This window comes from Bacteroidales bacterium (assembly GCA_012517825.1).
Lineage (GTDB): Bacteria > Bacteroidota > Bacteroidia > Bacteroidales > JAAYUG01 > JAAYUG01.
The window spans coordinates 16,241-29,975 of sequence record JAAYUG010000162.1 but is presented as its reverse complement, the minus strand read 5'-3'; the positions used below and the strand labels follow the sequence as shown (position 1 = coordinate 29,975).

Annotated in this window: 14 protein-coding genes; 5 read left to right on the top strand and 9 right to left on the bottom strand. The window is 47.6% G+C overall.

The window, feature by feature from the left end; all coding sequences use genetic code 11:
* From mnmH to GX419_11425, 3 genes are all read left to right on the top strand, one after another.
* Positions 1-926, top strand: a 926-nt coding sequence (gene mnmH / locus GX419_11435) for a tRNA 2-selenouridine(34) synthase MnmH (GenBank protein ID NLI25305.1), incomplete at its 5' end; no start/stop codon positions are given.
* Between the two features lie 8 nt (positions 927-934).
* Positions 935-1,978 (top strand): selenide, water dikinase SelD, encoded by a 1,044-nt coding sequence (gene selD / locus GX419_11430; protein ID NLI25304.1) that lies wholly within the window; start codon positions 935-937, stop codon positions 1,976-1,978.
* Positions 1,975-2,775 (top strand): DUF1848 domain-containing protein, encoded by an 801-nt coding sequence (locus GX419_11425; protein NLI25303.1) that lies wholly within the window; start codon positions 1,975-1,977, stop codon positions 2,773-2,775. Before selD ends, GX419_11425 begins: the two co-directional genes overlap by 4 nt.
* 9 nt (positions 2,776-2,784) lie before the next feature.
* Here GX419_11425 and GX419_11420 read toward each other — a convergent pair whose 3' ends face one another.
* The 3 genes from GX419_11420 to GX419_11410 form a co-directional block, all read right to left on the bottom strand.
* The gene (locus GX419_11420; protein NLI25302.1) at positions 2,785-4,056 is read right to left on the bottom strand and encodes a competence/damage-inducible protein A; all 1,272 of its coding nucleotides are present in this window, start codon (positions 4,054-4,056) and stop codon (positions 2,785-2,787) included.
* 21 nt (positions 4,057-4,077) lie between these two features.
* The gene (locus GX419_11415) at positions 4,078-4,362 is read right to left on the bottom strand and encodes a hypothetical protein (GenBank protein ID NLI25301.1); all 285 of its coding nucleotides are present in this window, start codon (positions 4,360-4,362) and stop codon (positions 4,078-4,080) included.
* 95 nt (positions 4,363-4,457) lie between these two features.
* On the bottom strand, positions 4,458-5,702 hold the full coding sequence (locus GX419_11410) for a M48 family metallopeptidase (protein ID NLI25300.1): 1,245 nt from the start codon (positions 5,700-5,702) through the stop codon (positions 4,458-4,460).
* Between the two features lie 137 nt (positions 5,703-5,839).
* On the opposite strand from GX419_11410, the gene GX419_11405 reads away from it, so the two are divergent.
* Positions 5,840-7,600, top strand: coding sequence for a phosphoenolpyruvate carboxykinase (locus GX419_11405; protein ID NLI25299.1), 1,761 nt, complete (start codon positions 5,840-5,842; stop codon positions 7,598-7,600).
* A gap of 33 nt (positions 7,601-7,633) precedes the next feature.
* On the opposite strand, the gene fabG is transcribed toward GX419_11405, so the two are convergent.
* The 3 genes from fabG to GX419_11390 all read right to left on the bottom strand — a co-directional run bounded on the left by fabG (position 7,634) and on the right by GX419_11390 (position 10,363).
* Positions 7,634-8,380 carry a 3-oxoacyl-[acyl-carrier-protein] reductase gene (gene fabG, locus GX419_11400; protein NLI25298.1) on the bottom strand — a complete coding sequence of 249 codons (747 nt, stop codon included), beginning with the start codon at positions 8,378-8,380 and terminating at the stop codon, positions 7,634-7,636.
* Positions 8,381-8,412: 32 nt separating this feature from the next.
* Positions 8,413-9,282 (bottom strand): succinate--CoA ligase subunit alpha, encoded by an 870-nt coding sequence (gene sucD, locus GX419_11395; GenBank protein NLI25297.1) that lies wholly within the window; start codon positions 9,280-9,282, stop codon positions 8,413-8,415.
* Positions 9,283-9,361: 79 nt separating this feature from the next.
* Positions 9,362-10,363 carry a DUF2027 domain-containing protein gene (locus GX419_11390; GenBank protein NLI25296.1) on the bottom strand — a complete coding sequence of 334 codons (1,002 nt, stop codon included), beginning with the start codon at positions 10,361-10,363 and terminating at the stop codon, positions 9,362-9,364.
* A gap of 114 nt (positions 10,364-10,477) precedes the next feature.
* Between GX419_11390 and GX419_11385 the strand changes: the two genes are divergently transcribed.
* Positions 10,478-11,698, top strand: a complete 1,221-nt coding sequence (locus tag GX419_11385; GenBank protein NLI25295.1) for an S-adenosylmethionine:tRNA ribosyltransferase-isomerase — start codon at positions 10,478-10,480, stop codon at positions 11,696-11,698.
* Between the two features lie 16 nt (positions 11,699-11,714).
* On the opposite strand, the gene msrA is transcribed toward GX419_11385, so the two are convergent.
* From msrA to GX419_11370, 3 genes are read right to left on the bottom strand one after another with little or no spacing between them, the layout of a single operon-like run.
* Complete coding sequence (gene msrA, locus GX419_11380) at positions 11,715-12,350, bottom strand: peptide-methionine (S)-S-oxide reductase MsrA (GenBank protein ID NLI25294.1); 636 nt, start codon at positions 12,348-12,350, stop codon at positions 11,715-11,717.
* A gap of 54 nt (positions 12,351-12,404) precedes the next feature.
* Positions 12,405-12,827: a hypothetical protein gene (locus GX419_11375; GenBank protein NLI25293.1), complete on the bottom strand. Its 423-nt coding sequence runs from the start codon at positions 12,825-12,827 to the stop codon at positions 12,405-12,407.
* A 3-nt stretch (positions 12,828-12,830) separates the two neighbouring features.
* Positions 12,831-13,721, bottom strand: coding sequence for a DUF362 domain-containing protein (locus GX419_11370; protein NLI25292.1), 891 nt, complete (start codon positions 13,719-13,721; stop codon positions 12,831-12,833).
* Positions 13,722-13,735 lie beyond the last annotated feature (14 nt).

Sequence of the window (13,735 nt, the reverse complement as noted above, 5' to 3'; positions counted from 1 at the left end):
TACAGATTCCTTTGTTCGACAACAACGAACGGGCCCTGATAGGCAAGGTCTATGCCCACAACGGATCCGACGCGGCCGTTCTTCTGGGCATGGAAATCGTTGGTCCCCGGTTAAAAAGCTATATTGAGAAAGCCCGGGAAATTTCCCCGGAACGAAAAATCATTTTGTATTGCTGGCGGGGAGGTATGCGGAGCGGAAGCCTGGCCTGGTTGTTTTCAACAGCGGGAATGCAATGTTACGTTGTGGAAGGAGGATACAAGGCCTACCGGAGGTATGTACTCGAAAAATTCCGGACCCCCCTGAAATTGATTGTACTGGGCGGAGAAACCGGAGCCGGAAAAACGGAAATCCTTCGCATGCTGGCTTCAGAGGGGGAACAGATACTGGATCTGGAAGCAATTGCCTGTCATAAAGGATCTGCCTTTGGAGCCATCGGACAACCCGGCCAACCTACCCAGGAGCAATTTGAAAACAACCTGTTTGAAGCATTCAGAACGCTGAAACCGGATAAGCCGGTATGGATTGAAAATGAGAGCATTACCATAGGAAAACTGTTCCTTCCCCGCAGTTTATTTGATCAGATGGAAAAAGCCCCGTTGGTTTGCATCAGCAGACCATTTACGGAGCGACTGGAAAGGCTGGTCAGGGAGTATGCCATTACCGACCATGAAACCTTAACAGCAGTATTCCGAGGACTTATAAGGCGCCTGGGGAGTGAGAAATGCCAGCAGGCCATTACAGCAGTTCATGAAGGAAAGTACGAAGAGGCTGCCGAAATTGCTCTTCATTATTACGACAAGGTTTACTCACGCCAACTGGACAAAAAACAGCATCAGATCATCAAAACATTTTACATAGATAATACTCTGAATTTCAATATTCAAGACTTGATTACTTTAGGTAAAGAATTAATTTTTTCAAATTAGTTGCCTTTATGGAAACTATACGGTTGACACAATTCAGTCCGGGTGCCGGATGCGGATGTAAAATTGCACCAAGGATACTGGAAGAAATTTTGCAGGGGCAGTCATCCGACCTGATAAGCCCAAACCTTCTGGTGGGTCATGATGAAAGGGACGATGCTGCAGTATATGACCTTGGCAATGGGACAGCCCTTATCAGTACCACGGATTTTTTCACGCCCATTGTTGATGATCCGTTCGATTACGGAAGAATAGCCGCCACGAATGCCCTGAGCGATGTATATGCCATGGGGGGTAAGCCTTTGCTGGCCATAGCCATTCTGGGCTGGCCGGTCGACAAATTGCCGCCCCAGGTTGCCGGAACGGTGGTGCAGGGCGCACGCAGTGTGTGTACCCAAAACGGAATTCCCCTGGCAGGAGGGCACAGCATTGATATTCAGGATCCTGTTTTTGGTCTGGCGGTTACAGGAATTGTTGAAACAAAATACCTGAAGAGGAACTCGACGGCCACTCCGGGGTGCAGAATATATCTTACAAAACCACTGGGGATTGGCATGATTTCAACGGCCGAGAAAAAAGGGCTGGCCCGGCCCGAGCATCTTTCAAAGGCACGGGATCTGATGCTAACTCCGAATACAGCCGGCAGTCTGCTGGCAACCCTTCCCTATGTTACGGCCATGACCGATGTGACCGGTTTCGGACTGGCCGGACATCTTCTGGAAATGTGTGAAGGAAGTGGAACTGATGCAGTTATTGATTTTGCCCATGTGCCGGTTATTGAAGGAATTGAGGAATATATCCGGCTGAACACTATACCCGGAGGCACATACCGGAATTTTAAAAGCTACGGTGAAAAAATCAGTCCGCTGGACCATCATCAAAAAATGATTCTCTGTGATCCGCAGACCAGCGGCGGGCTTTTGCTGGCGGTGGAAGAAAATCATTCCCACGAATTCGAGAGATTTTGCCAGGAAAATACAATACCTCTTTACGGTATTGGTCATACCCTTCCCCATGCCGGAAATACAATCCGTATAATGCTTTCTGAAGCATGATCATCAGCGCAAGCCGTCGTACCGATATTCCTGCCTGGCATGCGCTCTGGTTCATGGAGCAGTTGCGGGCGGGAAAAACACGGGTAAAAAATCCCTTTCGTCCCTCTGTGGAGAGGGAAGTTAGCCTGCTGAGGGAAGATGTGGATTGTATTGTATTCTGGACGCGGAATGCAAAGCCCCTCCTGCCTTATCTGCGGGAGATAAAAGAAGCAGGATATCCGGTTTTGTTTCTGTACACAGTTACACCCTATGGAACCGATCTGGAACCAGGCTTTCCTCCCATGGAAAAACGCCTGGCCAGCCTGGCAGAACTGGCTTCCAGGATGCCGGCCGGAACGGTCATATGGCGGTACGACCCCATTATTTTTACACCCCGTTATACCGAAGGCTTTCACAAGGAAAAATTTGCGGAAATGGCCGAATATCTTAAGAACTTTACCTTCCGGTGCATTACCAGCTTTGTTCAGTTTTACCGGAAATGCCGCACGAACCTTACCCGGTGCGGGGCATATGATCCCCCCGTTGAGGTGAAGGCAGAACTTCTGCAGTCATTGCTTCAGGTGGCCCGGTCGCATGGGATAACCCTTCAGACATGTTCTTCGGAAACAGATGTATCAGCCAGTGGTGTTATACCGGGAGCCTGCATTGATGCAGAACTGATCAATTCCCTTTACGGGTTGAATATCACACCAAAGAAAGATCCCGGCCAGAGAAAAGCATGTTTGTGCACCCTCAGTACCGATATTGGCGGGTACGGGACCTGCCGGAGCAAATGCATTTATTGTTACGCCCGGTGACAGACCTTATCAGGGCAAGCCCTGGAAAACGGCGTGAATGTCTATACCCTGAACCAGCATGCGAAGCATATTCAGGGCTGTCTGGGTGGTCCGGTAAATGTTTCTTTCCCGGTTTTCGCCGAACCTGAATGCCCGGACAACAATATTGCTTTTATCACCAACCGCAATCCAGACAGTTCCGACAGGTTTATCGGGTGTTCCGCCGCCGGGACCGGCAATTCCCGTAACGGCAATGGTAAGGTCGGTATTAAACTTCCTGAGAATGCCTCCGGCCATGGCCATCACTACTTCCTTGCTCACTGCACCATGTTTCTGAATTAGGCCGGCGGGTACCAACAGTTCTTTTTCTTTGATTTCATTGCTGTAGGCTACAACTCCGCCCTTGAAGTATTCCGAACTTCCCGGAACGGAGGTAACGGCCGCGGCTATAGAGCCTCCTGTACAGCTTTCTGCCACCGAAAGAGACAGTTTTCTTTCCCGCAGTATTTTTCCGATAGCTTCCGGAAGGGATTCTTCATCATATCCGTATACAAAGGGCTGAATAACCTTCAGGGCAAGCTGAATCTGCCCATCAACAAGATGTTCCAGTTCCTGCCGGTTCCTGCCCGAGGCCGAAATGCGCAGGCGGACACCTCCATAGGAAGGCAGGTATGCCAGGGAGACACCGGGAGGCAGTTGTTTTTCAAAATCCTGTAATCGCTCAGCCATATATGATTCAGGAAGGCCCTGGGTCATAATGGTTCGATGAAGAATTAAGGGCAGAGAGAATCGTTTTTTCAGTTCAGGCAGCACATCATCAAGCAATATAGCTTTCATTTCGAAAGGGACGCCTGGCAGGAAGATATAGTGCTTTCCCTCCTTTTCGAACCAGAGCCCCGGAGCCGTTCCGTACTGATTGAAAAGAACCTGCGCGGAAGCCGGCAACATGGCCTGAGCGGCATTCAGCTTATTCATCTGCATGTTGCGTGCCGCCAGAAGCTGTTGAATATGGTCCTGTGTTGGCCGGTGAAGGGTAAGTGAGGTCTGAAAATAGCGGCATAAGGCAGGTTTTGTAACATCATCGGAAGTGGGGCCCAGTCCGCCGGTAGAAATAATAATACCGGCATATTCCGATGCTTCCTTTAGGGCTGATCCGATCGATTCCACCGTATCAGCAACAGTAATCATTCTTACTACTTCCAGACCGGTTTCGGTGAGCTTCTGCCCGATAAAAGCTGCATTGGTATCGGTAATCTGACCTATGAGAATTTCCTTTCCGATGGTAATGACGGCAGCATTCATAAACAAAGATTAAAAAATAATCTAAAGCAATTTAGCTAAAAGAATTTCCCATTCCTTTTCCGGGTCGACAGATGGATAAGGCTGACGTGCTTTCTGGTACCAGTAGGCTGCGTTTTCATTGTCGCCATTTCTGCGGTGCAGATATGCATGGATTCTGCACGCCCGTGGCGTATGAATCGTCTGCACAAGCCTGTGTGCTGTGTTCCAGTCGCCTTTTTTTTCATACCAGAGGGCACGAAGAAGTGGGGGAAAATGGTCAGGCGGATGTTCAAGCTGCAAAGTATTAAGGAACTCTTCAACAGTCATACCGAAAGTTTTCAAAGAAACACCATGAACTGTCAAATAGTTCATTTGCCGCAAGGAGATATCTGCCGTTCCGGATTTTTTTGTGCAAACAGGAATCATTTCGGGAGGGTAAATGACGTGAGAGCCTTCATTCTCTGAAGCAGGGTGGGATGGGAATAGTGAAAAAACACATACGCCGGATGCGGGGTAAGGTTTGAAAGGTTTTTTGCACTGAGTTTCTTAAGCGCACTGATAAGAGAATGGGATAGCCCGAGTTTTGCAGCAAATCTGTCGGCAGCATATTCGTGTTTTCGGGAAATCAAGTTTGCACCAAGCCCCAGCACCATTGAAATGGGAGAATACAGCAGGCCAAAAGCAATCAGCGAAAGATGAAAGCCTTGCTGTTCGCTTCCAAGGGCTCTGGAAAGCCCGGGATTGTCAATGAAGAGAGAGAGAATAAACAGCGTAATACCCGTCTGTATAACCGACAAAATAAGGCCCAGACGTGTGTGTTTCAGCTTGTAATGGCCAATTTCGTGCGCAAGGGTTGCCGTAATTTCTTCCGGAGAAAGATCCTGAATCAGGGTATCGTATAAGACAATTCTTTTTCTGGGTCCCAGTCCCGTGAAATAGGCATTTGATTTGGTAGACCGTTTGGAACTGTCGATAACATAAATATCCTTGATCGGAAATCCGGCCTTTTCAGCCAGGGCAAGAATGGCATTTCTGAGGTCTCCTTCGGGCAAAGGGGTCTGTTTGTTGAACAGGGGAACAATCAGATCGGAATAGAACATATTCATGAAAACCAGAAAGAAAACCACCAGTCCCCAGGTATAAAGCCAGAAGGATTTTCCTGTAACTGTATAAAACCAGACGATGAGTGCAACAAGAGGAACGCCGAGAAGGAGACCCAGGAGATACCCCTTGAGTTTGTCGGTAACAAAAATCCGGGGCGTGGTTTTATTAAAACCGTATTTTTCCTCAATAACAAATATTTCGTAAACAGAAAATGGTATGCTGATGATGTCTGAAGCCAGGGCTATGATTCCGAAAAAGACAAGGGAAATGCCGACAGGGTTTGACACCATATTCCTGGCCCAGGAGTCGACAAGGGCAAAACCATTGAAAAAAAGCATTCCCAGTACAACAAGAAGCTGAAAGGTGGAAGTGATCCATTCAAAGCGGTTATTGTCACGATGATATCTCTGGGAACGCTCATATTCCTTCGGGTCATATACATCGCTTAATTCATGAGGAAGTGTAGCTGACCAGTTGCGGTCGTTCAGCCATTCAAGGTACCGGTCCAGCAGGTAATCAGCCAGTATTACGACTAAAATTATGTAAAACAGTGTGTTATGCATGCAAAAGGTTTAAAATTTACTGATGGCAAAAATAGTGATATATTGGTTCATATTGAGGAAAAGATGAAGGAGCAAAACAAAGGCAATGTTTCATTCATTTGATTATTTTTGTGCTGCACAACATAATTTTATTTACGATGCAGAACAGAGAAGACAAAACATTCGAGATTCTTGGAAACAAGGTCATTATTGACCTGCGGGGAAGGCTATGTGAAACTCCGGAAGAACTTCTTCAAAGCTCCCTTTTTCGTCACCTTCTTTCAATAGCGGTTGAAAGGCTCAGTGAAAAACAGTCCCCCCTGCTGGGAATTTTTGGTAACCGAAAACCCGACAGGAAAGTACTTGATAAATTCTCTGATCTTTTGTCTCTTCTCAGCAAGGTACCTGCCGATCTGCTCCAGGGAAAAATTGAACAGGCCGATGAATTCATCAGCGACCGTGATGTGCTGAATGATTTCGTTGAGTATCTGTACAACTTCTGGAGAACCTATGATCGTTTTATTGTCCTGAATTCCGAAAATGATGTTCTTGACAAAAGGCCCTACCGTACCTTCAATGAATCGATTGAAAACCTGACGCATCTTGTTCGGAAGACCTACCGGGAAATTCAGAAAAACCTTACAGGGAAAGTTCCAAGGGTATACCGGCAGGTAACAGCCGGAGCTGAGGCAGCTGCCATAGCGTTGCCAAAAGAAGTTCCTTTGCCGGAAGGAGAATATCAGAAACTCAAGAATATACCCATTGTACGGCAAATTCTGCTCAATCCTCCCCTGATCCTGAATCCACCTACTAACAAACGGGGTGGGAAGTTTCAAAAAATATGCCGTAATCCTCTGGAAATTATAACGATAACACCGGACGAATTTTTGTGTTACCCTGCCAAAGTAGGGCCACTGATTATTATGGTATATTTTCATCACCGATTTCTCGATCTGGGCATGTCACTCTGCAATCTTTTCGAAATTGCCGATGATGAAGATCTTGAGCGCATTCCGGATGCCCTCTTTGTTTACGGATGCAATGAGGATCTGTCCCCGCTCGGTAATTACCAGACGGTATTTTTCGACGACGAGAAAAATGGTATATTAATCGGGGCCTGTCCAAACAAAGACGAATTCGGGTACTTCGGTTATCTGAAGAAGATGATGCTGACCCTGCACAACGCCAGGATGATGAAAGAAGGCCGGATGCCATTTCATGGGGCACTGGTAAAAATAGCCATGAAAAACACGGAAAAAACCGTTCTTTTCATAGGGGATACAGGTGCAGGGAAATCAGAATCACTGGAAGCCTTCCGGCTGATCGGGAAGGACCGTATCAGGTACATGACGATTATTGCTGACGATATGGGTTCGCTGGAAATCGGTACCGGGGGAGAAATCATAGGCTATGGTACAGAAATAGGGGCTTTTCTGAGGCTGGATGATTTACAGGAAGGATATGCCCTGGGACAGATTGACCGGGCCATTATCATGAGTCCTTCCCAGGTGAATGCGCGCATCATTCTGCCCGTCACCACCTTTAAGGAACTGATCAGGGGTACCAAAATTGATTATATCTTTTATGCCAACAATTATGAAATAGTTGATGAGGAGCATCCCATTATCGAGCGGTTTGACAGTCCTCAGGAGGCTATGGCCGTATTTGAAGCCGGCGCTGTAATGAGCAAGGGAACAACCACATCGACAGGAATTGTGCATTCATACTATGCCAACGTGTTTGGGCCCCCGCAGTACCGTGAGTTGCATGATCAGATTGCAAAGCAGTATTTTGATGCCTTTTTTAAGGCAGGCGTGTTTGTCGGCCAATTCCGGACCCGATTGGGAATCAGCGGTTTTGAAAGAACAGGCCCCGAAGAAGCTGCAAAAGCATTGCTTGATGTGCTCGACAGCGAATGAGATATCAGGATATTTTCTTAGCCTGATAGATCCTCAGGTTTGCATTGCGCCGCAGACATTGATTACCTGCCCGCTGACATAAGAAGACAAATCAGAGCCAAGGAAAAGAGCCACATTGGCCACATCTTCCGGAGTACCAGCCCGCTGAAGGGGAATTCGCTTAATCCATTCGGCCCTAACATCTTCGGGCAATTTTGCCGTCATGTCGGTCATGATAAATCCCGGAGCTATGGCATTGCACCGGATGTTCCGGGATCCCAGTTCACGGGCAACCGATTTGGTGAATCCGATAATACCGGCCTTTGAGGCAGAATAATTTGACTGGCCGGCATTTCCTGCCACCCCCACTACGGAACTCATATTAATAATTGACCCGTTGCGGGTTTTCAGCATAGATTTCAGAACAGCATGGGTAAAATTAAAGACCGACTTCAGATTGACACTGATCACGGCATCCCACTGCTGTTCGGTCATTCGCATCAGGAGGGTATCCCGGGTAATTCCGGCATTGTTGACCAGAATATCAATTTTCCCGAAATCGTCAATTACCTGATTTACAACATTTTCGGTGTCAGCAAAATCAGAAGCATCGGAAGCATACGCTTTGGCTTTCACTCCCATCTGGCGCAATTCTGTTTCCAGAGCTTTTGCATGGTCGTCGTATGCCAGGTCGGTGAAAGCAATATCGGCGCCTTCAGACGCAAAACGGAGGGCAATAGCCTTTCCGATACCCCGTGCAGCACCGGTAATAAGTGCTGTTTTTCCTTCAAGTAATTTCATAGGTTATCAGTTTTAGAGTTCAGAAATATTTCTCATTTCAGTACCTGTGCCATCAGGGAACCGATATCGGCAGGCGAGTCGGCAACCCGAATATTGCAGGAGCGCAGAATTTCAATTTTGGTGGCGGCGGTATCATCCTTTCCGCCGATAATTGCTCCGGCATGGCCCATTCTTCTTCCTTTGGGGGCCGTTTTTCCGGCAATGAAACCGACAACAGGCTTTCTGCCGTGATCGCGCACCCAGAGGGCTGCTTCCGTTTCCAAACTTCCGCCGATTTCGCCGATCATGATGATGCCCTCGGTTTCGGGGTCGTTCATCAGAAGTTTCATGGCTTCCAGAATGGAAGTACCGACAACAGGGTCTCCGCCAATACCAATGCAGGTAGATTGCCCCAGTCCGGTACGTGTAACCTGGTCTACAGCCTCATAGGTAAGGGTTCCGGAACGCGAAATAATGCCGACACAGCCTTTTTTGTGAATGAAGCCCGGCATGATACCGACCTTTGCTTCTCCGGGTGAAATCACACCGGGGCAGTTAGGGCCGATCAGACGTGAATGCCGCGACTGCAAGAAAGCTTTCACGCGAACCATATCGGCAACAGGAATTCCTTCAGTAATGGCCACAATCACACTGATACCGGCATCGGCAGCTTCCATGATGGAATCGGCCGCCCAGGCAGGAGGCACAAAAAGAACCGAAACATCGGCACCCGTTTTTCTCACGGCTTCCCACGCGGTATTAAACACAGGCAACCCCAGATGAGTTTGCCCCCCCTTACCCGGAGTAACACCACCCACCACATTGGTACCGTATTCAATCATCTGCTGGGCATGAAAAGTACCTTCCTTTCCCGTGAATCCCTGAACCAGTACCCGCGAATTTTTGTTGACGAGAACACTCATTGATGCCTTATTCAGTTTGAATGCAATTTGATGGCCGATTACAAACGCAATTATAGGAAAAAATCTGCAAACCGGCTGATCAGTGCCTCAGAATAACCATGGTAGCTCCAAACCCGTATTCCTGATACGATGCATCCTGGTAACGAAGGTGGCTGTATTTTTCATCCAGTGTTTTTCGTATTTCGTATTTTAAACGACCGTTACCAACACCATGAATGAAAATAATTCGTTTCTGCCTGGCAAGAATAGCCCCCTCCAGTGCGGTGATGAAGCGTGCCATTTGAATATTCAGTATTTCCGAAGGAGTTAAAGAGCCCGGATTTTCTACCAAATTCTCAATATGAAGATCCACTTCTTCTGTTTCGGGAAATTTGGGTGTTTTCTTCTTTTCTTCCGTAAGATCGGACAGGTCTTTTGCTCTCAGGTCTGGTTCGTTCGTATTTTCAGCTTTTTGTGAATAAACGGATATCAGAACTGCCGGAGATTCAAAAAAATCGTTTTCCTGAAAAATCTTTTGTTTGTAAAAGGCGTATTGCCTCAGATCCAGAAGAGCATCGGCCGAAGGCCGGTACGGATATGGGTCTTTCCTGAAAGGAAGCAGGGAAATCCGGAAAACAGCCTTCGATATCTGCGACTGTGTAAGAGTGGCAATTTTCATCTTGGTTAATGGTTCCATGATTTTTGATGCCATCAGGTGCAGGTTGCCGGTTTGCTCTTCCGACATTACAAACATCATGTGCCACGAAGTATCATTAACAAGGTAAACGTAAAAATCGCTCAGGGCAATGGAAAACGGATTAACCGGGACGATTCCCAGAAACAGCGTTTCGGATATATTTTGGTCGGATGCCGGCGGGGAGCTTTTTTCCGTTTTCTCTGCCGCAGGTTTAACGGTCTTTGGGTTCTGTCTGGTAACATTTTCGGGAGTTTCACTGACCTTCACCAGTTTTTTCACACTGACAGGGATCTCAAAACCTTCCTCCGTTTCGACCATGGCAATTTCCTTACCCGACAGGTATTTTACTATACCGCCTCCCACGTCATCAAGGAAACGCACCCTGTCGCCCGGTTGAATTTTCATATTTTTTTTCTGCAAATTTAGCCAAGAATGGAATGTTAGCTAAAAAAAACGGCAGTTTAAGCTAATTTTGCCCCGCCAAAGAAATGGAACAGGTACCAGGAAGTGAACAGGAACATGTCGGAAGAAAAACCGGATATATACAGAGCAGAGACCTATCAATACCCTTTGCCCGAAGAACGGATCGCCCGTTTCCCTCTTCCCGAGCGGGATCAGTCGAAATTACTGATATACAGGGAGGGAGTTATACGACAGGACGTATTTGCCCGTTTGTCTGATCATCTTCCGACAGGCAGTTTGCTGGTTTTTAATGATACAAAAGTCATACCGGCCCGTTTGATGTTCAGAAAAAAGACCGGGGCCGTTATTGAGATTTTCTGCCTCGATCCATATGATCCCCCCGAATATTCAGTTGCCTTTGGCCGGCACGGGGAATGCCGCTGGAAATGCCTGATAGGAAACAGAAAACGCTGGAAGGAAGGGCCACTGGAGGACATCAGGGAAAGCCCGGAAGGGAAGGTACGCTTAACCGCAACCCTCGAAAACAGTGGAAATGAAAGTATAGTACGTTTCAACTGGGATCCTCCTCATCATTCATTTGCCGGGGTATTGTCACTTTTCGGAATAGTTCCCCTTCCCCCTTACCTGAAAAGAGAGGCGGTGGAACTGGACCGCGAACGCTATCAGACCATCTATGCCAGAAATAATGGATCGGTGGCAGCGCCTACTGCCGGGCTTCATTTTACCCCGCATGTTTTAAAGTTGTTGACAGAAAAAGGTATTTCATCCGCTCATCTGACACTGCATGTGGCGGCCGGGACCTTTCAGCCTGTTAAGCACGAAGATATCCGGCAACATGAAATGCATACCGAACATTTTTCCGTCAGCTCCGCTTTTGTGACCCGGCTGTCCACTCATGACGGACCGGTGATTCCGGTAGGTACTACCAGCGTAAGAACATTGGAAAGTCTTTATATCCTGGGCACAAACTTACTGACAGGAAGGAAAACGAAGGATCATCTTTTGGTTGAACAATGGGAATGGAAACACATACCGCAGGACATTCCGCGCAAAGAAGCCCTTGATGCACTGGCAAAATGGATGCATTCGAAAGGAATGGACAGGTTATTTGCCTCCACCCGCCTCATGATCATTCCGGGATACCGGTTTGCTCTGGCTGATGCCATGATAACCAACTTTCACCAACCGGGAAGCACTCTGCTGATGCTGGTGGCCGCCTATACAGGAAATGACTGGAGAAAAATTTATACCTATGCCCTGGAAAACGGATTTCGCTTCCTGAGTTACGGAGATGCCTGTCTTCTTTTCCGGTATTAACTTACCACCTTTTCTGTCAGCGGTCGAGGGTGTCTTTTAGTTTGTCCCTGAATATTTTACGGAACTTTTCGACCTTGGGCCTGATCACAATCTGGCAATATGGCTGGTCGCCATGAAGAAGGTAGTATTCCTTATGATAATCCTCAGCCGGATAAAAGTTCAGGAAAGGACTGATTTCAGTTACAACCGGTTTACCATACACATTGAGTTCGTTCAAACGAGCTTTCAGATATTCCGCTTCCTTTTTCTGCTGATCATTATGGTAAAAAATCACAGAACGGTACTGAGGGCCTACATCGTTCCCCTGCCTGTTGTAAGTTGTGGGGTCATGTACTTCCCAGAATACTTCGAGCAGTTCTTTAAAAGAAATTATCTCAGGGTCAAACTCAATATGACAGACTTCAGCGTGCCCGGTTGTTCCCGTACAAACCTCACGATAAGAAGGATTCCGGACGTGACCGCCGGAATACCCGGGTGTTACTGAAATGACACCCTTCAGTTCCCGGAAAACAGCTTCCGTACACCAGAAACATCCGGTACCAAAGGTTGCAAATGCATGGGATGAACCGGAACTCGGCGGGTCCGGTTTTTGTGCGTTGATATGATTCACAGCAATAAATATTAGAAGAGACAAAATCCGGATTGGTCTCATTTTTTTGTTAAGAAACGCAGGAAAGAGGAAAAAGTTCAGAAAACCGGACTGACATTATTCGTTGCGGGTACCCTGGGCAAGCGTTCCGAAGTACAATTTCATGGGATCGATATAGTTTTCGATCCACCACTGGTTAAAATCGATGGCCACTTCATCAGGTATTCCGCTATGAAAAAGCTGGAACAGGGTATCGTTGCCTTTTTTTTCAAGACGTATTTCGAGTTCGGAAGCAGGGCTGTCGGGCGGGAAATCAGCACTTCGCCAGGCCTGAATAATCCGTTTCGGAGGCTCGAGATGCAGGATGCGCCCTGTGATATAGCCGTTCCATATATTGAATGTGCCACCGGGAAAAGGTTCGATCCGTACATTATCGCCGGTAAAAGCGGCATGCTGATCTGCATCCAGCCAGGCCTCATAAACTGTTTCGGGAGGCCCGGGGATGATGGCGGAAAGGGAAATTCGCTGTTTTTTATTCATGGTTCAGACAAGTTGATTATCGGCCCAGCCCATAGTAACAAGATCAATTTTAGCAGGATCGGCCGTTCCCAGGTGATGCCTGGTATCGGCAAGGTAGATATGTTTGGCCGGAGGATTCAGAGGGCGGTCATCGCCGAAAAACTGCTTTCTTTTAGCCTGGATGATTCTGAGGCCAACCGAATCAACAGCAACCGGATCCGTTCCCACAATGATTCCATTATAGGGCCAGGTATATTCTTCATTGAAATGATGCGGTCCGCTTCCGTGAAACAGCGGAGTCACCATAACCAGGATGTTGAGGCGGGTCTTGTTTTTAACAATGGGAAGCTCCCATAGCTTAGCCAGATCCGCGCAGGTATCAGGATGGTATTTAGGCGGGTTGGGGTCGAACATAATGTAATTTTTAATCAGGCTCCCAACACCTGACCAGTAATGCGTTCTCATCGGACGGGTATTGATGAGTGCGGTGGCCTTTTGAAATACCGGATCATCAAGAACTCCCCGGTCGCGGATGCTGATATTTTCCTTTTTCACGCCAGCCTGAAGCAAACCCTTTTCAATGGCTGCCTCCAGTTCAGGCGGTGTTGGCAGGAAACGCCAGACATTCGATTTTACCCCCACAACATCTGCCGGCCCGGCAACTTTTTTCCACGCTTCCGAGGCAGAGGAAACTCCATAAAGGCTGCAAAGTGCCTTGTTCAGCATATCCTCCATAACGGAAGGAACAATTTTCCCTCCACCATCAAGAAGGTCCTTGTCGCGTATCAGGACAACCCTCGTTTTATCTCCGGAAGAAAACGGGCCGGGTATAGCATACGAACCAAGATAAACACTGCTTCCTGCAGTAAGCACGACTGCTTTCTTGAGCAGTTCACGACGGGTGAGTGGTGCCATATCTGTAGGTTTTC

Excerpts from the sequence above, each read along its gene's own strand:
- msrA (NLI25294.1), bottom strand. The coding sequence starts at position 12,350 with ATGAGACCAATCCGGATTTTGTCTCTTCTAATATTTATTGCTGTGAAT.
- GX419_11410 (NLI25300.1), bottom strand. The coding sequence starts at position 5,702 with ATGCATAACACACTGTTTTACATAATTTTAGTCGTAATACTGGCTGAT.
- GX419_11415 (NLI25301.1), bottom strand. The coding sequence starts at position 4,362 with ATGACTGTTGAAGAGTTCCTTAATACTTTGCAGCTTGAACATCCGCCT.
- GX419_11405 (NLI25299.1), top strand. The coding sequence starts at position 5,840 with ATGCAGAACAGAGAAGACAAAACATTCGAGATTCTTGGAAACAAGGTC.
- selD (NLI25304.1), top strand. The coding sequence starts at position 935 with ATGGAAACTATACGGTTGACACAATTCAGTCCGGGTGCCGGATGCGGA.
- GX419_11385 (NLI25295.1), top strand. The coding sequence starts at position 10,478 with ATGTCGGAAGAAAAACCGGATATATACAGAGCAGAGACCTATCAATAC.
- GX419_11390 (NLI25296.1), bottom strand. The coding sequence starts at position 10,363 with ATGAAAATTCAACCGGGCGACAGGGTGCGTTTCCTTGATGACGTGGGA.
- GX419_11375 (NLI25293.1), bottom strand. The coding sequence starts at position 12,827 with ATGAATAAAAAACAGCGAATTTCCCTTTCCGCCATCATCCCCGGGCCT.
- sucD (NLI25297.1), bottom strand. The coding sequence starts at position 9,282 with ATGAGTGTTCTCGTCAACAAAAATTCGCGGGTACTGGTTCAGGGATTC.
- GX419_11420 (NLI25302.1), bottom strand. The coding sequence starts at position 4,056 with ATGAATGCTGCCGTCATTACCATCGGAAAGGAAATTCTCATAGGTCAG.
- GX419_11425 (NLI25303.1), top strand. The coding sequence starts at position 1,975 with ATGATCATCAGCGCAAGCCGTCGTACCGATATTCCTGCCTGGCATGCG.
- fabG (NLI25298.1), bottom strand. The coding sequence starts at position 8,380 with ATGAAATTACTTGAAGGAAAAACAGCACTTATTACCGGTGCTGCACGG.
- GX419_11370 (NLI25292.1), bottom strand. The coding sequence starts at position 13,721 with ATGGCACCACTCACCCGTCGTGAACTGCTCAAGAAAGCAGTCGTGCTT.